Origin of the sequence: Azospirillum picis (genome assembly GCF_017876115.1) — a bacterium.
In the GTDB taxonomy this organism is placed as follows: domain Bacteria; phylum Pseudomonadota; class Alphaproteobacteria; order Azospirillales; family Azospirillaceae; genus Azospirillum; species Azospirillum picis.
Map to the genome: position 1 here is coordinate 158,246 of NZ_JAGINO010000005.1, position 21,854 is coordinate 180,099.

The window sequence follows — 21,854 nt, forward strand, 5'->3', positions numbered from 1 at the left end:
CCTTGCTTTCTAAATTTCCCTTTTAAATCAACAGTTTACTTCGCTGCTGGCTGTTGCTGGGTAATGCAGTGGATGCCGCCGCCGCCGCGCACGATGTCCATGGCAGCGATCTGCACCACTTCGCGGTCGGGGAAGGCCTTGCGGACCACGCGGAACGCCTCGTCGTCGGCCGGATCCTCGAAGGCCGGCATGACGATGCCGCCGTTGGCGATGTAGAGGTTGGTGTAGGACAGCGTCAGCCGCACGCCGTTCTCGTCACGGCGCGCCGGCTGCTGGATCGGGATCACCTCCAACTGGCGGCCCCTGGCGTCGCGGGCCCGCCGCAGGCGGTCGAGATTGTCCTGGAAAGCCTTGAAGTTGGCGTCGCCGGGGTCGTCGGTGGTGATCGCCATGACCACGCCGGGACGCACGAACAGCGCGATCTCGTCGATGTGGCCGTCGGTTTCATCGTCCTGATAGCCCTCGCCCAGCCAGATCACCGTGCTGACGCCGAGATGGTCCTTCAGGTGGCCTTCGATCTCGTCCCGGCTCAAGCCGGGGTTGCGGTTCCGGTTCAGCAGGCACTGTTCCGTGGTGATCAGGGTCCCTTCCCCGTCGACATGGAACGATCCCCCCTCCATCACCAGCGGGGCGGCGAAGCGGGGAAGCTTCAGATGGTCGAGGATCAGGCGGCCGACCTCGCGGTCCCGCTCGCAGCCGTCGTAATTGCCGCCCCAGGCATTGAAGTCCCAGTGGACCCCGGCCAGGGCACCCTTCCCATCGGTCACGAAACTGGGGCCGGTGTCCCGGATCCAGGAATCGCTGATCGGCAGCGGCAGGATCTGGATGCCGGCGCCGCAGGCCAGCGAAGCATCGGCGACGTCCGCCGGGTCGCACACCATCGTCACCGGTTCGAACCGTGAAATGGCGCGCGCGACCTCGGCGTAGGCATCGCAGGCGGTGTCGAACGACCCTTCCGGCCAGGTTTCGGGCCGGCATGGCCAAGCCATCCAGCAACCGCTGTGGCGAGCCCACTCACCGGGCATGTGGAAGCCAAGGCTGGTCGGCGTTCCGGCCAGCGACCGGGCGTTCGGTGTCGTCATGCGTCGATCCCTCTACCCTTTCGTCACCTGCCTCGCGCGGTCGGGAGCGGGCTCATCGGCCGATCGACCGGGGCGGTGACGTTTTTTTGGTCCCGATCCACCCTAAACACGGGAAAGCGATTTTGGCAATCGCAACCGCGGGAACGGCGCCTAGGCCTTATGGGAGAGGAACCATTCCAAAAGACGCAGATCGATTGCGCCTTTGAAATTGCACCTTCGAAGATGCCTGGGAAGTGGGGGCCGGCGGGAATGGGAGGGCCGGCGGGCTGCTCAGCAGCCGGAAGGCGGGCGCAGGGCGCGGCGGGCCGTAACGGCGCGCGGGGTCGAATAGGCGCTGGAAACCGGATTGAAAAAACCAAGTCTCAACAAGGGGAACCACAGGAGCGCACGCATGGCACGGCCTCTTTCGCTGTTGACGATGGCCTCAACATAGCAAAAGGAACAGGCAATTGCCATCGCCGCGGGCACCGGTCTGCCCGGCGCGGATGGATAGGCTGCGGCTGCGCTGCGGACCGGCACCGCCGGACATGGTGGAGTGTGGTCCGCAGCTTGTCCGGCGTCCCGTCCGGCCTCAGCCGTTCTGGATGGCCATCTGTTCGTCGCGCTTGCGCTGGCGTTCCTGCCGGGCCATGACGATGCTGGCGACGAAGATGCCGGTCGCCACCACCAGCACCATCAGCGTCGCCAACGCGTTGATCTGCGGGCTGATGCCGAACTTGACGCTGGAGAAGATCACCATCGGCAGGGTCGTCGATCCCGGTCCGGAGACGAAGCTCGCCACCACCACGTCGTCCAGCGACAGGGTGAAGGCCAGGAGCCAGCCGGCGACCAGCGCCGGGGCGATCAGCGGCAGGGTGATGACGAAGAAGACCTTCGCCGGGCGCGCGCCCAGATCCATCGCCGCCTCCTCCAGGCTGCCGTCCATGCCGGCCAGCCGCGATTGCACCACCACCGCCACGTAGGACATGGTGAAGGTGGTGTGGGCGAGCGTGATGGTGGTGACGCCGCGGCCATCGGGCCAGCCCACCCACTGTTCCATCGCCACGAACAGCAGCAGCAGCGACAGGCCGGTGATGACCTCCGGCATGACCAGCGGCGCCGTGATCATGCCGCCGAACAGGGTGCGCCCGCGGAAACGGCCGAAGCGCGACAGCGCCAGGCCGGCGCAGGTGCCCAGCATCACCGCCAGCGTCGCCGACACCGCCGCCACCCGGAAGGACAGCAGCGCCGCGTCGAGGAGCGTGTCGTTGTGGAGCAGCTCGGCATACCATTTGGTCGAGAAGCCGGCCCACACGGTGACGAGCCGGGAATCGTTGAAGCTGTAGACGATCAGCAGGACGATCGGCACGTAGAGGAAGGCATAGCCGAACCACAGTGCCCAGGACAGGAAGCCGATGCGTTTCATTTGCCGGCCTCCGCCTGCTTGCCCTGGATATGCTGGAAGATCATGATCGGCACCACCAGCACCAGAAGCAGCGCGATGGCGACCGCCGAGGCGACCGGCCAGTCGCGGTTGGAGAAGAACTCGTTCCACAGCACGCGGCCGATCATCAGCGTGTCGGGCCCGCCCAGCAGTTCCGGCGTCACGAACTCGCCCACCGCCGGGATGAAGACCAGCAGCGAACCCGCGACGATGCCAGGCAGCGACAGCGGCAGCGTGATCGACAGGAAGGACTTGAAGGGGCGGGATCCAAGGTCGGCCGCCGCCTCCAGCAGGGTCGGGTCCATCTTCTCCAGCGTGGAGTAGAGCGGCAGCACCATGAAGGGCAGGTAGCAGTAGGTCATGCCGATGTAGACCGCCCAGTCCGAATAGAGGATCTCCACCGGCCCGCTGGTGATCCCCGCCCATTCCAGCAGGTTGCTGATGACGCCGTTGCCCTTGAGGATGCCGATCCACGCATAGATGCGGATCAGGAAGCTGGTCCAGAAGGGAAGGATCACCAGCATCATCAGCGGCCCGCGGCGCGCCGGGTCGGCCTTGGCGATGGCGTAGGCCATCGGATAGCCGACCAGCAGGCAGAGCAGCGTCGTCACCAGCGCGATCTTGACCGAGTTGAGGTAGGCCAGGATGTAGAGGTCGTCGCCGGCAAGCCGGAAATAGTTGGTGATGTTCAGCAGGATCTGCAGCTTCGACGTGTCGGCGTCGGGATCCACCTGCCATTCCACCAGCGACGAATAGGGCGGCTGGGCGATGATCGATTCGGCGAAGCTGATGCCGAAGACGATCAGGAAGGGCACCAAGAAGAACAGCAGCAGCCACAGGTAGGGGATGGCGACGACGACGCCGCGTCCCCACAGCCCCACCCGGCTGAGGAGGGAGACCAGCGCCGTCATTGCGTCAGCACCACGCCGGCGAAGGGCCGCCAGCTCAAGGTCACCTCGTCCTCCCAGGTGATCGGCATCTCCGTGCGGCGGGTGACGTTGGGGGCGGTCACCCGCACCGTCTTGCCGGTCGGAAGCTGCACCAGATAGATCGAGACGTCGCCGAGATAGGCGATCTCGCGCACGATGCCGGTGGTCCGGTTGCGCCCCTCGCCGACGCCCGTCTCGCCGGCGGGCGGCTCCTTGGACAGCAGGATCTTCTCCGGCCGGATGGCGACCGACACCGGGGAGCCGGCCGGCGCCGGGGTGGCGTGCGCGATCAGCAGCTCGCAGCCGGCCTCCTCGGAGGCGACCAGCACCTGGTCGCCGTTGGCTTCGACCACCCGGCCGTCGAACATGTTGATGGAGCCGATGAACTCGGCGACGAAGCGGGTGTGCGGATACTCGTAGATCTCGGTGGGCGTGCCGACCTGCGCGATGACGCCGTGGTTCATCACGGCGATGCGCGAGGACATGGTCATCGCCTCTTCCTGGTCGTGGGTGACGACGATGAAGGTGATGCCGAGCTTTTCCTGGATGTTGACCAGCTCGAACTGCGTGCGCTCGCGCAGCTTCTTATCGAGCGCCCCCAGCGGCTCGTCCAGCAGCAGGAGCTTCGGGCGCTTGACCAGCGAGCGGGCGAGCGCCACGCGCTGGCGCTGGCCGCCGGAAAGCTGGTGCGGACGGCGCTTGCCGAAGGCCGCGAGCTGCACCAGCCCCAGCATCTCCTCCACCCGGTCGCGGATTTCGGCCTTCGCGACGCCGTCCTGGCGCAGGCCGAAGGCGACGTTCTGCTCCACCGTCATGTGCGGGAACAGCGCGTAGGACTGGAACATCATGTTGACCGGCCGCTCGTAGGGCGGGATGCCGGCCATGTCGACGCCGTCGATGAAGATCTTGCCCTCGGTCGGCTGCTCGAACCCCGCCAGCATACGCAGCAGCGTCGTCTTGCCCGACCCCGAGCCGCCGAGAAGCGCAAAGAATTCGTTGCGGTAGATCGACAGGCTGACCTCGTCCACCGCGACGAAGTCGCCGAAGGTCTTCGTCACCTTCTCGATGCGGACATAGGGCGCCTGGCCCGGGTCCTGCCACGGTTCCAGGCGGGTGGGTTTGCGAATCGGCTGACCGGCCATCCGGTATCCTCTTTCATGACAACGCCCCGGCCGATCCCCATCGCTGGGGACCGGCCGGGGCGGGTCGGCGCCTCATGGTGCCCGGCTTACTTGCCGGTCTTGACCTTGGTCCACACGCGGGTGCGGGCGCGGTCGGTCGACTGCTTGATCTGCTTCAGCGAGAACAGCTTCAGGGTGCTGTCCGCCGGCACGAAGATGCCGGGGTTCGACTTGATGTCATCCGCCACCGTCGCCAGCGAGCCCGGGACGGCATTGGCATAGCGCACCGTGTTGGAGATCTTGGCCATGTTGGCCGGCTCCAGCACGAAGTTGATGAAGTCGTAGGCGCCCTGCTTGTTGGGGGCGTCGGCCGGCACCGCCAGCGTGTCCCACCAGACCTGGACACCCTCCTTCGGCGTGACGTACTCGACCTTGGCGCTCTTGGCCTCGGCGGCGCGGGCGGCACCCTGGATGGCATCGCCGTTGTAGGCCATGACGACGCAGGCGTCGCCGCCGGCCAGGATGTTTATGTTCTCGCCGGTGACGAACCGCTTGATGTAGGGGCGCACCGCCATCAGCGTCTTCTCGACCTTGTCCAGATCCTCCTTCTTCTCGGAGTTGGGATCGAGGCCGAGGTAGTTCAGCACCGACGGGATGACGTCGATGGCCGAGTCCATGACGGTGATGCCGCAGGCCGACACCTTCTTCGCCACCTCCGGATTAAAGATCAGGTCCCAGCTATCGAGCTTCACGTCGGGGGCGACGGCCTTGATCTTCTCCGGGATGACGGCGATGCCGACGGTGCCGCCGAGATAGGGCACGGCGAACTTGTTGCCGGGGTCGGAGTTCTCCAGCAGCTTCAGGACCTTGGGGTCCAGGTTCTTCAGGTTCGGGATCTTCGACTTGTCGAGCGGCCCGACGACCTTGGCCTGGATCAGGCGCGACAGGGTCGGTTCCGCGGTCGGGACGATGACGTCGTAGCCGGACTTGCCGACCAGCACCTTCTGCTCCAGCAGTTCCAGGCTGTCGTACAGGTCGACCTTCGTCTCGGTGCCGGTGGCCTTGGTGAAGTCGTCGAGAGTGGTCTCACCCAGATAGTCGTTCCAGATGTAGATGTTGACCGGCTTCTTGGCCTGGGCCATCGCCGGGCCGGCGATGGCGACCGCCGCGACCGCGCCGATGAGGCTGAGAGCGAGTTTTTTCATGATTTGCCCCGACCTGTTCGTTTCCGTTCGAGGGTGCCGCCACATCCTAACGGCATACCCAGCGCGCGGGCGCTATTGCACCCGTGGATGGGTATGTTGTCAACGGTTTGGCTCGGGTCGGAAGCGGGATCCCGGATGCGTTCCACGGCCGGGACGATACCCGCCGGGGGTGGGGCCCAGGGTGCGGGGATGGGTAGAGGCCATCTTGGCGCCGTATCCGGCGCGCCGCTCAGCTCTGCGCCGTCAGCACGACGCCCAGCACGACCAGGAGCGTGCCGATCAAGCGCGTCGCGGTGACCTGCTCGCCCAGCAGCAGGACGCCTAGTCCCAGCGTGACAAGGAAGCCGAGGCCGACGAAGGGATAGGCCATGGTGACGTCCACCTTGGCCAGCACCGCCAGCCACACCACCATTCCCAGCCCATAGCAGCCGAGCCCGGTCAGCACGTGCGGCGTGGCCATCACCGAGAGGGCGATCCTGGCGGTATCTCCCTGCGCCAGCGCCGTCGACACCGCCGGGCTGGACATGCCGATCTTCAGCGAGATCTGTGCCAGCGCGGACAGGGTGACGCTCAGAAGGATCAATCCGACGACGGCGATTGGCATGTGGGCTCCGGGTTCGGGAAGGACGGGAACGGGCCGGCGCGTTCAGGTGCGGCCGACCTCGAGCACGACGGCGCAGATCACGCCGATGACGATGCTCCATTTGTCGCGCGCGGCGAAGACGACGGGGTCGTCGTGCATCTGCCCGCGATGGGTCTGCAGCCACACCCGCCCGATCCAGAAAAGCAGGAGCGGACAGATGATCCACAACGCCTGCGGCCGGTCGTAGACCATGCCGACCTCGGGGCTGTTGATGTAGAGCGCCATCACCAGCACCGACAGGAAGCCGCTGGACACGCCGATCGACTGCAGCACCGGCATGTCTGCCGTCAGGTAGCCGCGGCCCTCCGCCTGCTCCAGCCCCAGCTTCATCATGCTGTCCATTTCGGAATAGCGTTTCACCATCGCCAGGCTGAGGAACAGGAACATCGAGAAAGCCAGCAGCCAGAAGGACGGGACGATCGCCGTCGCGGTCGCCCCGCCCAGCACGCGCAGCGAATAGAGGCCGGCCAGCAGCATCACGTCCCAGACCACGCGGTTCTTGGCGAAGAGGTTGTAGAACAGCGAGGAGGCGGCATAGGCGGCCAGCGCCGCCAGGAACAGCGGCGGCAACGCCAGGATCGACAGGGCGGCGCTGGCCGCCAGCAGCGCCGGGATCAGCAGCAGGCCGAGGTCGAGCGGCAGGTCGCCCGAGGCGAAGGGCCGGCGCCGCTTGCGGGGGTGGCGGCGGTCGGCCGGCAGGTCGAGCAGGTCGTTCAGCACGTAGATGCTCGACGCGCACAGGCCGAAGGCGACGAAGGCGAGCACGGCCCGCAGGGTCGCCTCGGGATCGCCCAGCTTCTGCCCGGCCAGCAGCGGCACGAAGACCAGCAGGTTCTTGAGCCACTGGTGCACGCGCAGCGCACGCAGGATCAAAAGCGGACGCGACCGCCGCGGCGTGGAGATGGTCTCCAGCGGGCAGAGCGTGCCTGCATGCCGGATCACCGCCGGCGCCGCCTCCACCGCGATGCCGTGGCGCGCGGCGCGCCAGATGGCGAAGTCCGCCTCGTCGTTGCCCATGTAGTCGAAGACCCCCGACGGCGCCTGCGCGCGGATCGCCTCGAACTTGCGCTCGCTCTTCAGGTTGAGGGCGTCGTTGCTGGCCAGCACCTGGTCGAACAGGCCGAGATGGCGGGCGATCGCGTCGGCGTAGCGGTGGTGCGCGGCGGTGGCCAGCACCAGCCGCCGGCCGCGGTGGCGCTCCCTCTCCAGGCGCTCCAGCACCGCCGGGTTGTAGACCAGGGAGGCAGGGTCGATCTCGACCCGCCGTGCCAGTTCCCCCTTCAGCCGTGCCCTGCCGCCCGCCAGCCATAGCGGAACCAGCAGCGCCGTCCATGGCTGGGCCTTGATCAGGCCGAACAGCGATTCGTACAGCAGGTCGGTCTTCAGCAGCGTGCCGTCCAGGTCGACGAACAGCGGCGGCTCCGCGCCGGACGCTGCCGGCGGCGCAATCGCGGTGGCGGTCAGCACCGGCTCGGCTTCCGCCGCGGGAGCGGCGCGCAGGGGAACGGCGGCGCGGTCATGACGGCCGGCAAGGTCGTAGAGCAGGCCGAGCAGCAGCAGCGTCGCAGCGAAAAGGTAGGATTGCAGGACGTTCAGCGGCGTGTCCGCCATCCGGTTGACCGGCCAGAACAGCAGGTTGCCGGCAAGGAAATAGGCGACGCACAGGATCGCCACCGCGGCTGCGGGGCGCCGGACGCCGGATTCCATCAGGCCGAGGAAGCCGAGCGCGAAGGCCGGCAGCAGCACGCCGAAGTGATGCACCCAGGCGACGGGCGACCCGACGGTGAAGCAGACGCCCGCGAAGACGAAGGCGCCGATGCGCTCGCTCCCGACCTCGCGGCGGCGCCACAGCAGGCCGAGAAGAACGAAGAAAAGGCCGGAAACCTGGGTCGCCGCGTGCACGACCGGGTGATAGGGGGCGAAGCTCTCGGCCGACCAGTCCAGGTTGTTGCCGTTGTGCAGCAGGCGGTTGACCAGTCCGTTGACGGTCTGGTTGACGTAGTAGCTCTCGCCGTGCCGACCGATGAACAGGAGCACGTCGAGATAGTCGACCAGCGGAGCGATCCCGTAGAGCAGCGCCGCCAGCACCACGCCCGGCACCACCACGGCCGCCCATCCCGCCGCCATGCGCCAGTCGCCGCGAACCACCGCCCACACCAGGAACAGCGACATCTGTGGCTTCATCAGCGTGGAGGCGCCCAGCAGGGCGCCGCACAGCGCCCGCCGGTCGCGCAGCAGGGCGACGCAGGCGAAGACGAAGGCGGCGTTCAGCCAGACCTGCACCTGCCCAAGCGAGAACGCCTTCAGCACCGGGTAGAAGCACAGCGTGGCCGTGAAGCCGAGGCCCCCGAGCAGGAACTGCGTCGTCCGGTCGTCGCGGGCGCCGGGCAGCTTCAGCCTAGCCGCCAGCTCCAGCATCAGGATCGCCATGCCGGCCGCCGTGGCCATCACCAGCAGCAGGTTGATCCGGGAGAAGGCATGGAGGGTCAGCAGCCCCGCCGCACGCATCGCCTCCAGCGGCAGCAGCGAGGTCACCGGATACTGGAACTTGATGTGCTGCTGGAAGAACACCCCGTCATAGACGTTCTCGCCCGGATGCTCGTGCAGCCATCCCAGCGCGGCGATCATCGGATCCCAGGAATCCGTCGGGATCAGGTCGGGATTTTCCAGGACGAACAGGTTCTGGATGTCGGTCAGGTTGCTGGGCTGGCCGAGCCGGTGCAGCGTGAGCCCGAGCGCACCGGTGGTCACCAGGATGAACAGCAGGGCGACGGCCACCCTGCGCTGGACCCAACTCGCGCTTCGCGAACTTGCGGGGACGGACAGGGTCGCTGGATGCATGCTCATGCAGGGTCGTCCATCGATTGGGAAAGCGAATGAGGCGGTTGGTTCGCGCAATGTGAAATCTGGGCAGGAAGAGGCGGATCACGCCGGTTCATTGCCGAAATTCGTCGACAGACTTGACGATTATCAAAGAAGACAACACATGGGGGTCTTGGGGAGTCTTGAGGGCATCAGCCGTGACTGCCGCACTATCGCGGCAGCCCTGGATTGAATCTCAAAATACACGCCGCATTTGCCGGGATGTCTTTCGATTCCGGGAAGCACGCGCCCATAAGCGGGTTAGCGCCGGCCTCACATTTTCACGCTTGGCAGCAAGGACGGGGCGGCGCAATCGGGGCGCCGGATGGAGGGATGTCAACGGATGGACGAGGGGCACCCCATCCACCGGACAGGATATTCCGCCGCATCGGCAGGATCGTACCCGACCCTACCCATTCCGATCAGCGAAGGAGAGGAAACGGCCGCGCGGACGGGGTGTGCGATCAAGCACCGCATGAAGCTTCGGGCATGACGAACCGCCCGCCGGCCCCAAGACGCGTTCATGCGCGCATGCCGAAAAGGAAACGGCCCGCGGCAGGATGCGCGGGCCGTTCAGCATGTCCGGTACTATGGCGGGCGGGAGAGGCGCCGGCGTCACACGTTCAGCAGCAGGTTCTCGCGTTCCCAGGAGCTGATAACGCGGTTGTAGGCCTCATACTCCGCCTCCTTCACGCAGGTGACGGCGTCGATGAAGCGCTCGCCGAGGATTTCCTTCAGCGGCTTGCAGGCGTTGAACTTGGTCAGCGCCTCGTTCTGGTGGCGCGGAAGGGTGAAGGCCAGCCGGTAGGCGGAACCCTTGATCGGGTCGTTCGGCTCCAGCCCCTGGACCATGCCGATATAGCCGCAGGCGAGCGAGGCGGCGATCGCCAGGTAGGGGTTGGCATCGGCCCCGGCCACCCGGTTCTCCACCCGGCGCGAGTCCGGCTGCGACACCGGCACGCGGAGCCCGGTGGTGCGGTTGTCGCGGCCCCAGTGGACGTTGATCGGCGCATCGGAGTTCGGCACCAGCCGGCGGTAGCTGTTGACGTTCGGCGCCAGGAGCGGCATGGCGTAAGGCAGGTACTTCTGCAGGCCGGCGATGTGCGACAGGAACAGGGCGCTGTCGGTGCCGTCCGGGTTTGCGAACAGGTTGCGGCCGCTGTCGGCGTCGACCACCGACTGGTGGACGTGCATGGCGCTGCCGGGCTCGCCCTGCATCGGCTTGGCCATGAAGGTGGCGTAGACCTGGTGGCGGATCGCCGCCTCGCGCGCCGTGCGCTTGAACAGGAAGGCCTGGTCGGCCAGTTCCAGCGCGTCGCCGTGGTTGAAGTTGATCTCGATCTGCGCCGCCCCGGCCTCGTGGGTCAAGGTGTCGATGTCGATGTCCTGCGTTTCGCAGAAGTCGTAGACCGCCTCGAAGATCGGGTCGAACTCGTTGACGGCGTCGATCCCGAAGGCCTGCCGGCCGCTCTCCATCCGGCCGTTGCGGCCGACCGGCGGCACCAGGGGGTAATCGGGGTCCTTGTTGACCTGGACCAGGAAGAATTCCAGCTCCGGGGCGACCACCGGTTTCCAGCCGCGCTCCTCGTACAGCGCCAGCACCCGCTTCAGCACATGCCGCGGCGAGACGTCGACCGGGCGGCCGTCGGCATAGACGCAATCGGTGATGACCTGGGCGGTCGGTTCCTCGTACCAGGGGACGAAGCGGATCGTCCGCTCGTCCGGGATCATGTAGATGTCGGAATTCTCGTCCGAGGTGATGTCCTCGTCGTCGGGAAACTCACCGGTCACGGTCTGGACGAAGATCGCCTCGGGCAGGCGCAGGCCGCGGTCGCGCAGGATGCGGAGGAATTTCTCGGCGGGGACGATCTTGCCCCGCGCGATGCCCGACATGTCGGGCACCAGGCATTCGACTTCGGTAATCCGGTTCTTCTTGATGAAGTCTTCCATAAAACCCATGGGTATGGCGGACCGCTCCGGACGATGGGCAGCCCCCTCCGTGCTGTGGACGACAGCGACACTATGACGCCGTTCCCGCGGACCGCGCCAGAGGTTCCGCAGCGCGCGGCGGTGAAATATCCGGCTTTCCGTTGACCTTCCCCGCTCGCCTGGGCCTTACTGCCGGCCATGCCCAAGCCCACCTATCTCGATAGCTGGTACGCCGCCTCCGCCAACCCGCAGGCCTCCCATCCGCCGCTGGAGGGAGAGCTGTCCTGCGACGTCTGCGTGGTCGGCGGCGGCTACACCGGCCTGACCGCCGCGCTGGAACTGGCGGAACGCGGATACGACGTCGTCCTGCTCGAAGCCGAGCATTGCGGCTGGGGGGCGTCGGGGCGCAACGGCGGGCAGATCATCACCGGCTACAACAAGCCGATGGCGACCATCGAGGGCTGGGTCGGCAAGGAGGATGCCCACCGGCTGTGGGACTTCGGGGAAGAGGCCAAGGCCCAGCTCGCGGACCGCGTCGAACGGCACGCCATCGCCTGCGACCTGACCTGGGGCTTCGCCTTCGCCGCGCTGAAGCCCCGCCACATGGAGGACGTGGCGGCGCTGGAACGCGAGATGCGCGACGGCTACGGCTACGACCGGGTCCGCCGCCTCGACCGCGACGGCATCCGCACCCATGTCGCGAGCGACCTCTACATCGGCGGCCTCTACGATGAGGGAAGCGGGCACCTCCATCCGCTGAACTACGCGTTGGGGCTGGCACGCGCCGCCGCCGCCGCCGGGGTCCGCATCTTCGAGTGCAGCCGCGCCCTGGCCATCGACAGCGGCGCGGCGCCGCGGGTCCGCACGGCGGGTGGCGCGGTGACGGCCAAGCACCTGATCCTGGCCGGCAACGCCTATCTGGGGCGGACGGTGCCGGGGCTCGAGCGCACCATCATGCCGGTCGCCACCTACATGATCGCCACCGAGCCGCTGGGAGAGGATCGCGCCATGGCGCTGATGCCGACCAACATCGCGGCATCGGACATGAAGTTCTCGCTCGATTACTTCCGCCGCTCCGCCGACCACCGGCTGCTGTTCGGCGGCGGCGTCAGCTATTCCGGACTGGACGCGCCGGGGCTGAAGCAGGCGATGCGGCAGAAGATGCTGACCGTCTTCCCCGGCCTGCGGGATGTCCGGGTCGACCATTGCTGGGGCGGCCATGTGGCGATCACCATGAACCGCATGCCGCATCTCGGCCGGCTGTCGCCCACCACGCTGTTCGCCCACGGCTATTCCGGCCACGGCGTGGCACTGGCCGGAATGGCGGGCCGGGTGATGGCGGAAGCGGTCGCCGGCACCGCCGAGCGCTTCGACGTCTTCGCCCGCGTGCCCCACCACGCCTTCCCAGGCGGACGGCGCTTCCGCACGCCGGCGCTTGTCCTCGCAATGATGTGGTTCCGTTTGCGGGATCTGCTGTAGGCTGCGGACGCATTCCATCGCCCGAGCCTGCCGTCCCATGACCGATCTTCCCAGCAGCGACCACCCTGCCGACAATCCGCCGGAGCCTCCGGCCGGGGGGCCGCCCGTCGAAGGGCCGTCCGTGGAGAAGCCGTCCAGGGAAGACCAGGACGCCGCGGAACGGGCCGCCAAGGAGGATGCGCTCGCCCAGCCGATGCGGGACACGCATTTCGATTTCCAGCACAAGGTCTTCAGTCTGCCCGGCGCCTTCTTCTGCCAGGAGCCGAACAGCAAGGAGCCGGTTCTGAACATCCTGCTGGGCGACCTGAAGGCGGCGCTGGCCTTCCCCACGCTCATGGAATCCTTCCAGATCGAGGAGGGCACCCACGACGCCCGCCTGCTGGAGATCATCGAACAGGGGTTGGCCTTCGTGAAGCGCATCCGGCCCGGCGAGGAGATCCCCGGGGAGCTGCTGGACGGGCGGGCCTCCTGGTCGGTGGACGACAGGCACCGGATCATCGCCAAGGGGCGCCTCACCATGCAGATCGTCTCGTCGGTCACCGGCAACGAGGTCATCGTATCGGACATCGACGAGCTTGAGCAGCTCGTGGAGGACCCGCAGACCAAGGACCGGATGAAGCTCGGCCTGGGCAAGATCGCCGAGCGCCTGAAGCTGACCAACAACCCCGAACAATATCTCAGCGACCGCATCGACGACCTGGCGCAGGAGCTGTCCTACATCGAGGCGCTGCGCGACCGCTTCAAGCACATCCGCCGGATCGACGGCAGCATGGCCAAGCTGGCAACCATCTACCGCACCGACCGCACCTTCTGCTCGGAACTCAACCGCATGCAGGGGCTGATCCGCAAGCCGTTGCGCGAATACGACATGATCTTCGACCAGGCCGACGCCCAGACCGGCGACATCGTCGGTGCGCTGCGCAACTTCCATCCCACCGTGCAGTTCATCCGCAAGATCCGTGACGACCTGCGCGCCAAGCTGCTGGAGTGGGAGGAGCTGCTGACCGGTTGGGACTCCGTCTCGATGGAGCGCTCGGCCCAGGTCGAGCAGCTCCAGAAGCAGACCTACCGCTTCCTGGCCAGCCGCTACATCGAAACCACGGTGTGGAAACGGGGGTAAGGCCCTCCCTTACTCTGCCGGAACCTCCCGTTCCTGCTCATCCAGCCAGACGCGCACGTTGCCGTCCGACGGTGCGCGCCAGTCGCCGCGGGGCGACAGCGAGCCGCCGGGGGTCACCTTTGGGCCGTTCGGCATGGCGGATCGCTTGAACTGGCTGAAACCGAAGAAGCGACGCAGGAAGACGCGCAGCCAGTCGCGGATCTCGGCCGGGCTGTAGGCGCGGCGCTTCTCCAGCGGGAAGCCCTCCGGCCAGTCGCCCGTTCCGGCGTCCGACCAGGCATGGCGGGCCAGGAAGGCGATCTTCGCCGGGCGGAAGCCGTAACGCAGCACATAGTACAGGGTGAAGTCCTGCAGCTCGTAAGGTCCGACCACGGACTCGGAGCTCTGCAGCGCCTTGTCGGAACCGGCCGGCACCAGCTCCGGGGAAATCTCCGTCTTCAGGATGGCGTCCAGCGTCTGCGACACCTCCTGCTGGAACTGGCCGGTGCGGCCGACCCAGCGGATCAGGTGCTGGATCAGCGTCTTCGGCACGCCGGCATTGACGTTGTAGTGGGACATCTGGTCGCCGACGCCATAGGTGCACCAACCGAGCGCCAGTTCCGACAGGTCGCCGGTGCCCAGCACGATGCCGTTGTGCTGGTTGGCGAGACGGAACAGGTAGTCGGTGCGCAGGCCGGCCTGCACGTTCTCGAAGGTGACGTCGTAGACCGGCTCTCCCCGCGAATAGGGGTGGTCCATGTCCGCCAGCATCTGGTTGGCGGCCGGACGGATGTCGAGTTCCTGCGCCGTGACGCCAAGCGCCGTCATCAGCCGCCAGGCGTTCGACTTTGTGCCCTCGCTGGTGCCGAAGCCCGGCATGGTGTAGGCGCGGATGCCCGCGCGCGGCAGTCCCAGCCGATCCATGGCGCGGGCGGCGACGATCAGCGCATGGGTGCTGTCCAGCCCGCCCGAGACGCCGATCACCACCGATTGGATGCCGGTGGCGCGCAGCCGCTGCACCAGCCCCGCGACCTGAATGTTGTAGGCTTCGTAGCAGTCCTGCTCCAGCCGCTCGGCGTTGGCGGGAACGAAGGGCAGGCGCGGGACCACGCGCAGCAGGCCGACATCGTCGGCCGGCGGATCGAGCTGGAAGCCGACGCTGCGGAAGCCGCCCGCCGGCCCGCCGCTCCAGCGGCGGTTGTCGTCGAAGCTGCCCATGCGCAGCCGTTCCTGCCGCAGCAGGTCGAGGTCGACGTCGGCCACCGCCATTTGGGCGCCGTCGGGAAAGCGATCGGTTTCCGCCAGCAGCTCGCCATTCTCGAAGATCGAGGTCTGGCCGTCCCAGGCGAGGTCGGTCGTCGACTCTCCCGTACCGGCGGACGAATACAGGTAGGCCGCCAGGCAGCGGGCCGACTGCGATTTGGCGAGCAGACGGCGGGTGTCCGACTTGCCGATGGTGATGTTGCTGGCCGACAGGTTGGCCAGCACCGTCGCGCCGGCCAGCGCCGCCATGGCGCTCGGCGGCACCGCCACCCACAGATCCTCGCAGATCTCGGCATGGACGACGAGGCCGGGCTGGTCCTCCGCGGTGAACAGCAGGTCGGGTCCGAATGGTGCGGTCAAGCCGCCGATGCGGATCGTACCGCCCTCGGTCCCGGCGCCGGAGGCGAACCAGCGGCGCTCGTAGAACTCCCGGTAGTTCGGCAGGTGGATCTTCGGCACCACGCCGAGCAGCCGGCCGCGGTGGATCACGACCGCCGTGTTGTAGAGCCGCCCCTGGTGCAACAGCGGGGCGCCAACCAGCAGAAGGGGCATCAGGTCGGCCGAGGCGACGACGATCCGCTCGACCGCCCGCGCCACCGCGTCGATCAGCGGATCCTGCATCAGCAGGTCGTCGATGGCATAGCCGGACAGCGCCAGTTCCGGAAACAGGGCCACCGCCACCGCCTTGTCGTGGCAGGCGCGCGCCACGTCCAGCACCGCGTCGGCATTGGCCGCCGGATCGGCCGGCATGCAGCGGGTCGTGCAGGCGGCCACCCGCGCAAATCCGTGCCGATAGATCGATGTGAAGCCCATGACCCGTCCCTGCTGCCGTTTACGACCCGTATGCTCGTTCCGCCCGGCATGCGCGGCGGGGCGCAGGGTGCCGGCCGGTCGCCCATACAGCAAACATAGCAGGATTTTCGCCAGCGTCAGTCCCGCCGTACCCGGCCTTTCGGCGCAACCGTCCCAGGCCGTTCTGCAGCCGAGACCGGCATGCCGGCGGTTTGCCGGCCGAGTCCTGAGCATTCGATATAAAACGAAGGTCAAATCGATCGGAACCATCGGAAGCGCCAATTGAATCTTAGGCAGTTCGGCTGTGTGGAAACCTTAGCTAAGTTGACCGAACGAACATGGTTGGTTATAGCCAGGAGCAGCATTGCCCAGCCTACGTCACAGGGACTCGTTTCACACCGTGCCATCGGACATCCCGGTCACGCATCCAGATCCCGACCCCGCGGACCCGCGTGATCTTGAGTCGGAAGCTTCTCCGGCGGCCGGTTCGGCTGACGGGCAGCCGGCCGAGGAGCCGCGGCCGGAACCTCCCTGCTGCATCGTCGGCATCGGTGCCTCCGCCGGCGGGCTGGAGGCGTTGCAACGCTTCTTCGATGCGGTCCCCGGCGACAGCGACCTCGCCTATGTCGTGGTTCAGCACCTGTCTCCCGTCCATAAGAGTTTGATGGTCGACCTGCTGGCCAAGCACACGGCGATGGACGTGGTGCAGGCCACCGACGGCGTGCCGGTGCAGCGCAACACGGTCTATCTGCTGCCCCCGGCGAAGCATCTCAGCATCGAGGATGGCCGGCTGCGGCTGACCGTCAAGGATGCCGGAAGCGGGATGAGCCTGCCGATCGACATCTTCCTGACGGCACTGGCGCGCGACCAGGGACCGCTGGCCCTCGGCGTCATCCTCTCGGGCACCGGATCGGACGGCACCCGCGGCCTGATGGCGATCAAGTCGGCCGGCGGCTTCACCGCGGTTCAATTGCCGGAGACCGCGCAGTTCGACGGCATGCCCCGCAGTGCGCTGGCCACCGGGAAGATCGACGCCAACCTGCCGCCGGAGGAGCTGCCGAGGCGGCTGATCGAACATGCGCGGCGGGCACTGGCCCGCGCGCGTCCGCTGCCGGACAAACGGACGCGCGACGAGTATGGCGACCCGCTGGGCCAGATCATCGCCGTGATCCGGTCGGTCACCGGCGTCGACTTCTCGCATTACAAGCTCGCCACCCTGCTGCGGCGGATCGAACGGCGGATGCAGGGCGCCGGGCTGGAATCGATGGACGATTATGCGGCGCTGCTGCGAAGGAACAGCGCCGAGACCGTCAGCCTCTACAAGGAGATGCTGATCGGGGTCACCCGCTTCTTCCGTGACGAGGCCGCCTTCCGCGTGCTGGCCGAGAAGGTGATCCCCAGCCTTCTCGCCAACCGCAGCCCGACCGACATGGTGCGCGTCTGGGTCTGCGGCTGTGCCAGCGGCGAGGAGGCCTATTCGATCGCCATCCTGTTCGCCGAGGCGCAGGAACGGATGGGCCGCAGCATCGACGTCAAGATTTTCGCCACGGACATCGACCAGGACAGCATCGAGCAGGCGGGCCTTGGCGAGTATCCCCGCACCATCGCCGAGGATGTGTCCCAGGACCGGCTGTCGCGCTACTTCACCGCGCACGGCGACACCTACACGGTCTCGCGCGACATCCGCCGCATGGTCGTGTTCGCCGCGCACAACATCATGCGCGACCCGCCCTTCACCAAGATCGACCTGCTGAGCTGCCGCAACCTGCTGATCTACATGGACCAGCCGCTGCAGCGCAAGGTCCTGAGCCTGTTCCAGTACGCGCTGCGGCAGGGCGGCTTCCTGTTCCTCGGCACCAGCGAGACGCTGGGCGACCTCCAGAGCGACTTCCACACGATCGACAGCCGGAACAAGATCTACCAGAGCCTGCGTGCCGGCTCCTTCCGGCTGTCGCGGCTGCTGGTGCCGACGGTGGCCGCACCGCCGGCACGCCACGGCGACGATGGCGCGCACAATGCGACCGAGGACGGGGCGGCCATCGACGAGGCGATCGGCGCCCTGATGAAGGCCTACGTGCCGCCCTGCCTGCTGGTCAGCGAACAGCTCAACATCATGCATGTCTTCGGCGACGCGTCCTCCCTGCTGAAGGTGCCGGCCGGCGAGGCCACCCTGAACGTGCTGAAGCTGCTGCCCTCCTCCGTCTCGATGGTCACCGGAACCGCGCTGAACCGCGCCTTCCGGTCGGGCGAGGAGTTCTCGCTGTCGAACATCCCGGTGAAGGACCGCGAGGGCGTCGCCGCCATCAGCCTGCGCGTCCAGCCCTTCACCGCCCGCAAGACCGGCCGCCGGCTCGCCCTCGTCGTCCTGGATCGTGCCAACGCGCCGATGCTGCAGATGCCGGACTCCGACTTCGACCTCACCGCCGACGTCGCCGAGCGCATCCGCGGGCTCGAACAGGAGCTGACGTCGCGGGGCGAGAACCTGCAGGCGACGATCGAGGAACTGGAAACCGCCAACGAGGAACTGCAGGCGACCAACGAGGAACTGCTCGCCTCCAATGAGGAGCTGCAGAGCACGAACGAGGAGCTGCAGTCGGTCAATGAGGAGCTCTACTCCGTCAACGCCGAATACCAGGCGAAGGTGGAGGAGCTGACGGAAATCACCAACGACCTCGACAACCTGCTGCGCTCCACCGAGATCGGCACCGTGTTCCTCGACGGCGACTTCGTCATCCGCCGCTTCACCCCCGCGGCGGCCGGCTTCATCAACATCATTCCCCGCGACATCGGCCGCTCGATCTCGCACCTGTCCACGAACATCGACTATCCCGGCTTCCTGGCGGACATCCGGGCGGTGTTCGTCCAGCATGAGCCGGTGGTCCGCCATGTGCGGGTCCGCGACGGCCGCTGGGTGCTGACGCGGATCCTGCCTTACCTGACCGACAAGAACCAGGTGGTCGGCGTGGTGGTGACCTTCGTCGACGTCACCGCCACCAAGCAGGCCGAGGAACGGGTTCAGAGCGTGCTCGACAGCCTGCCGGAGCACATCGCCGTTACCGACCGCGACGGCCACATCGTCATGGTCAACGCCGCCTGGCGCAACTTTGCCGAACGCAATGGCGCCCCGGCCGCGGAGCGCTGCGGTGTCGGCACCAATTACCTGGATGTCTGCCTGTCGCCGGACACCGGCAACGAGGTCGCCCGCGCGGTGCATGACGGGTTGCGCCGCCTCCTCGACGGCGACGCCGAGGACTTCACCTTCGAATACCCCTGCCATTCACCGAACGAGCAGCGCTGGTTCCTGATGCATGCCACCCGCCTGAACGACCATGACGGCGGCATCGTCGTCAGCCACATCAACATCACCAACCGCAAGCAGATGGAACTTCGGCTGTCCGGCGGGCGGGCCGATGCAGGCGATGGGGGCGAACGATGACCGACGATCCGTCCCGCGGCCTGCGGCGCCGAGCCGAAAGCGCCCTGACCGACGGCCATTTCGAGGCTGCCGACATGACCGCCACCTCGATGAAGGAGCTTCTGCACGAACTCTACGTCCATCAGGCGGAACTCGAGATCCAGAACGAGGAACTGCGCAGCGCCCAGCAGGCCCTGGAGGCGTCGCGCCTGCAGTATCTCCAGCTTTTCCAGTCGGTGCCCCTCGCCTGCCTGGCCGTCAACGCCGCCGGCATCGTCGGCGAGGCCAATGCCGCCGCGGAACACCAGTTCGGCCTGCCCATGCTTCGGCTGAAGGGGCGCCCGCTGACCCTGCTGGTCGACAGCCTCGACCACGGCCGCATGTTCACCGCGCTGTCCCGGTTGCGCGAGACCGGGGAATGGACCCGTCAGGAATTCCGCTTCGTCGGACCGCGCGGAACGGTGATCGACGGGCTGACGGATGCCCGTACCGTCGCCCTTGATGACGGCGAGCGCGGCGACGTGCTGCTGACCGTCACCGACCTGACCGAGCGGAACGCCTGGCTGCGCGAGGTGCAGCAGGCGCGCGACGACGCCGAACGCGCGCGTGCCGATTACCACCACATTCTTCAGTCGGTCCGCGACTGCATCCTTGGAGTGGATGCCGACGGCCGCATCCGGTTCGTCAACGCGGCGGCGACCGACCTGACCGGGCAGCTCGACCTTGATCTGATCGGTCGCCCGCCTTCCGATCTGCTGGCCGGCCCGCTGCCCGGCGAGGAAAGGAACGGGGCGGCCTGGGACACTTCGGCGGAAGGGGGCGCCGCGCGCGCGCTGGCGCTGGCGCTGACCGACGGACGGCCACGCCGCATCGCCTGCGAACGACTGCGCCGGCCGGACGGGACCTACCGGCTGGTCGAGGTCGGCATCTCGCCGATGATGGCGCCCGACAGGCACATCGGCCCGCCCGAGGACCGCATCCTGGGCGCCGTCATCTCCCTGCGCGACGTCACCGCGCGACGGGCGGCCGAACTGGCCCTGACGCTCAGCGAACGCCGTCACCGGGTGCTGGTGCAGTCGCTGCACGATGCGCTCGCCATGACCGCGGTCGACGGCACGCCCCTGCTGGCCAACGCCATGGCCGAGCAGCTCCTGGCGGGACCGGCGCGACCGCTGCTTGACCCCACGGCGCCGGCATTCGGGGACTCCCGCCCGGCGGCGCAGACGACGGCCGGCCGCCGCTTCATCGATGCCAACGGCAACCGCCTGGCCGGACTGCCTCCGGCAGCGGAGGCGGCGGGCGGCAGGCCGGTGGTGGAGCGCATCATCGGCGTCGTGGAAGGCGAGGAGGCCGGCGGCCCGACCCGGTGGCTGCGGGTTTCCAGCCATCCGGTGACCGACGCGGACGGCACGGTGGAAGCGGTGGTATGCAGCGTCGCCGACGTCACCGCGGTCAAGGCGCTGGAGCGCGAACTGAACGTGGCACTGGATGCCCGCGAACGCTTCCTGGCCGCCGCGAGCCACGACCTGCGGCAGCCGGTGCAGGCGTTGCTCCTGCTGTCCGACCTGATGCTGAAGCAGGCGCTGCCCGACGGCGCACGCCGGCTGGCCGAACAGGTCCATTCCTCGCTCGGCGGCCTGGGCGGCATGCTGGACGGTATGCTCGACATATCGCGGCTTGAGGCAGGGCTCGTGACCGCTGTTCCGGCGCCGGTCGACCTCCGCGCGCTGATGACGCGGCTGGAGGCGGAGTTCGCACCGCTCGCTGAGACGGGCGGACAGCGCCTGCGCGTGGTGGCGCCGCCGCTGACGATTTCAACCGATCCCGGCCTGCTGGAGCGCGCACTGCGCAACCTGCTCGCCAACGCCCTGCGCTACGCCCCCAGGGGCCATGTGCTCTTCGGTGCCAGGCGGCGGGACGGCGAAATCCAGATCGAGGTGTGGGACAGCGGCATCGGCATCGCCGACCAGCACATCGACCTCATCTTCCAGGACTTCTTCCAGGTCGGGAATGCCGCCCGGGACCGCCGCGAAGGGCTGGGTCTGGGGCTGAGCCTTGCCCGCCGGATGATCACCATGCTGGGTGGCAGCATCGACGTGACCTCGTCGCTCGGCCGCGGCAGCCGCTTCATCGTCCGCCTGCCGATGTCCGGCCAGGATGCGGACGGCGCCCGCCAGGCAGACCGCAGGGACGGAGATGCCGATGGAGAGACGGCCGGCGGGGACCGCCTGGTGATGCTGGTGGAGGACGACGCGGTCATCCGGATGGCGCTGGCCCTGATGCTGGAGGAGTGGGGCTATCGCGTGGTCGAGGCCGGCAGCGGCACCGAGGCCGACGAGCTGCTCGACGCCGGAGAAGCCCCGGACCTGATCCTCGCCGACTACCGGCTGCCGGCGGGCACCACCGGCCTGATGGTGATGGACATGGTTCGCCGCCGCCTGTCGCGCGACGTGCCGGGCGTCCTGCTCACCGGCGACACCTCCGCCGACCGGCTGCGCGAGGCGGCGAGCGCCCAATGCGCCCTGCTGCACAAGCCCATCCAGCCGACCCGCCTGCGCGAGACGCTGACGGCGGCATTGGCGGGGTGACCGGCTCTGCCCGCCGCCTGCGGG

The 21,854-nt window shown here is 67.6% G+C and carries 13 protein-coding genes; 4 read left to right on the forward strand and 9 right to left on the reverse strand.

From position 1 onward, the window contains the following. Positions 1 to 35: 35 nt before the first annotated feature. From J2850_RS09595 to J2850_RS09630, 8 genes are all read right to left on the reverse strand, one after another. Positions 36 to 1,082 carry an agmatine deiminase family protein gene (locus tag J2850_RS09595; protein ID WP_209981002.1) on the reverse strand — a complete coding sequence of 349 codons (1,047 nt, stop codon included), beginning with the start codon at positions 1,080 to 1,082 and terminating at the stop codon, positions 36 to 38. 571 nt (positions 1,083 to 1,653) lie between these two features. Beyond that, on the reverse strand, positions 1,654 to 2,487 hold the full coding sequence (locus J2850_RS09600; protein WP_209981004.1) for an ABC transporter permease subunit: 834 nt from the start codon (positions 2,485 to 2,487) through the stop codon (positions 1,654 to 1,656). Continuing rightward, positions 2,484 to 3,416, reverse strand: coding sequence for an ABC transporter permease subunit (locus J2850_RS09605; RefSeq protein WP_209981007.1), 933 nt, complete (start codon positions 3,414 to 3,416; stop codon positions 2,484 to 2,486). The genes J2850_RS09600 and J2850_RS09605 overlap by 4 nt, the downstream gene beginning before the upstream one ends. Further along, a complete protein-coding gene (locus tag J2850_RS09610) occupies positions 3,413 to 4,576 on the reverse strand; it encodes an ABC transporter ATP-binding protein (protein ID WP_209981008.1) in 1,164 nt (387 codons plus the stop codon). The genes J2850_RS09605 and J2850_RS09610 overlap by 4 nt, the downstream gene beginning before the upstream one ends. A gap of 86 nt (positions 4,577 to 4,662) precedes the next feature. Then, positions 4,663 to 5,760 (reverse strand): extracellular solute-binding protein, encoded by a 1,098-nt coding sequence (locus J2850_RS09615; RefSeq protein WP_209981010.1) that lies wholly within the window; start codon positions 5,758 to 5,760, stop codon positions 4,663 to 4,665. A gap of 229 nt (positions 5,761 to 5,989) precedes the next feature. Further along, positions 5,990 to 6,364 (reverse strand): EamA family transporter, encoded by a 375-nt coding sequence (locus J2850_RS09620; protein WP_209981011.1) that lies wholly within the window; start codon positions 6,362 to 6,364, stop codon positions 5,990 to 5,992. Positions 6,365 to 6,406: 42 nt separating this feature from the next. Then, the gene (locus J2850_RS09625; protein WP_209981013.1) at positions 6,407 to 9,250 is read right to left on the reverse strand and encodes a UbiA family prenyltransferase; all 2,844 of its coding nucleotides are present in this window, start codon (positions 9,248 to 9,250) and stop codon (positions 6,407 to 6,409) included. 630 nt (positions 9,251 to 9,880) lie between these two features. Next, positions 9,881 to 11,224, reverse strand: a complete 1,344-nt coding sequence (locus J2850_RS09630) for a glutamine synthetase family protein (protein ID WP_209981016.1) — start codon at positions 11,222 to 11,224, stop codon at positions 9,881 to 9,883. A 168-nt stretch (positions 11,225 to 11,392) separates the two neighbouring features. On the opposite strand from J2850_RS09630, the gene J2850_RS09635 reads away from it, so the two are divergent. Both J2850_RS09635 and J2850_RS09640 read left to right on the forward strand, forming a co-directional pair. After that, positions 11,393 to 12,673: an NAD(P)/FAD-dependent oxidoreductase gene (locus J2850_RS09635; protein WP_209981018.1), complete on the forward strand. Its 1,281-nt coding sequence runs from the start codon at positions 11,393 to 11,395 to the stop codon at positions 12,671 to 12,673. A gap of 37 nt (positions 12,674 to 12,710) precedes the next feature. Then, a complete protein-coding gene (locus J2850_RS09640; RefSeq protein ID WP_246512946.1) occupies positions 12,711 to 13,793 on the forward strand; it encodes a hypothetical protein in 1,083 nt (360 codons plus the stop codon). A 9-nt stretch (positions 13,794 to 13,802) separates the two neighbouring features. Here the strand turns inward: J2850_RS09640 and J2850_RS09645 are convergent, their stop codons facing one another. Next, positions 13,803 to 15,848 (reverse strand): NAD(+) synthase, encoded by a 2,046-nt coding sequence (locus J2850_RS09645; RefSeq protein WP_209981021.1) that lies wholly within the window; start codon positions 15,846 to 15,848, stop codon positions 13,803 to 13,805. A gap of 379 nt (positions 15,849 to 16,227) precedes the next feature. On the opposite strand from J2850_RS09645, the gene J2850_RS09650 reads away from it, so the two are divergent. Both J2850_RS09650 and J2850_RS09655 read left to right on the forward strand, forming a co-directional pair. Then, a complete protein-coding gene (locus J2850_RS09650; protein ID WP_307354334.1) occupies positions 16,228 to 19,263 on the forward strand; it encodes a CheR family methyltransferase in 3,036 nt (1,011 codons plus the stop codon). Further along, a complete protein-coding gene (locus J2850_RS09655) occupies positions 19,260 to 21,830 on the forward strand; it encodes a hybrid sensor histidine kinase/response regulator (RefSeq protein ID WP_246512947.1) in 2,571 nt (856 codons plus the stop codon). Before J2850_RS09650 ends, J2850_RS09655 begins: the two co-directional genes overlap by 4 nt. The last annotated feature ends 24 nt before the right edge of the window (positions 21,831 to 21,854 follow it).

Coding starts and splice junctions, on each gene's coding strand:
- J2850_RS09595 (WP_209981002.1), bottom strand. CDS start 1,082: ATGACGACACCGAACGCCCGGTCGCTGGCCGGAACGCCGACCAGCCTT.
- J2850_RS09635 (WP_209981018.1), top strand. CDS start 11,393: ATGCCCAAGCCCACCTATCTCGATAGCTGGTACGCCGCCTCCGCCAAC.
- J2850_RS09620 (WP_209981011.1), bottom strand. CDS start 6,364: ATGCCAATCGCCGTCGTCGGATTGATCCTTCTGAGCGTCACCCTGTCC.
- J2850_RS09625 (WP_209981013.1), bottom strand. CDS start 9,250: ATGAGCATGCATCCAGCGACCCTGTCCGTCCCCGCAAGTTCGCGAAGC.
- J2850_RS09600 (WP_209981004.1), bottom strand. CDS start 2,487: ATGAAACGCATCGGCTTCCTGTCCTGGGCACTGTGGTTCGGCTATGCC.
- J2850_RS09655 (WP_246512947.1), top strand. CDS start 19,260: ATGACCGACGATCCGTCCCGCGGCCTGCGGCGCCGAGCCGAAAGCGCC.
- J2850_RS09615 (WP_209981010.1), bottom strand. CDS start 5,760: ATGAAAAAACTCGCTCTCAGCCTCATCGGCGCGGTCGCGGCGGTCGCC.
- J2850_RS09640 (WP_246512946.1), top strand. CDS start 12,711: ATGACCGATCTTCCCAGCAGCGACCACCCTGCCGACAATCCGCCGGAG.
- J2850_RS09645 (WP_209981021.1), bottom strand. CDS start 15,848: ATGGGCTTCACATCGATCTATCGGCACGGATTTGCGCGGGTGGCCGCC.
- J2850_RS09610 (WP_209981008.1), bottom strand. CDS start 4,576: ATGGCCGGTCAGCCGATTCGCAAACCCACCCGCCTGGAACCGTGGCAG.
- J2850_RS09630 (WP_209981016.1), bottom strand. CDS start 11,224: ATGGGTTTTATGGAAGACTTCATCAAGAAGAACCGGATTACCGAAGTC.
- J2850_RS09605 (WP_209981007.1), bottom strand. CDS start 3,416: ATGACGGCGCTGGTCTCCCTCCTCAGCCGGGTGGGGCTGTGGGGACGC.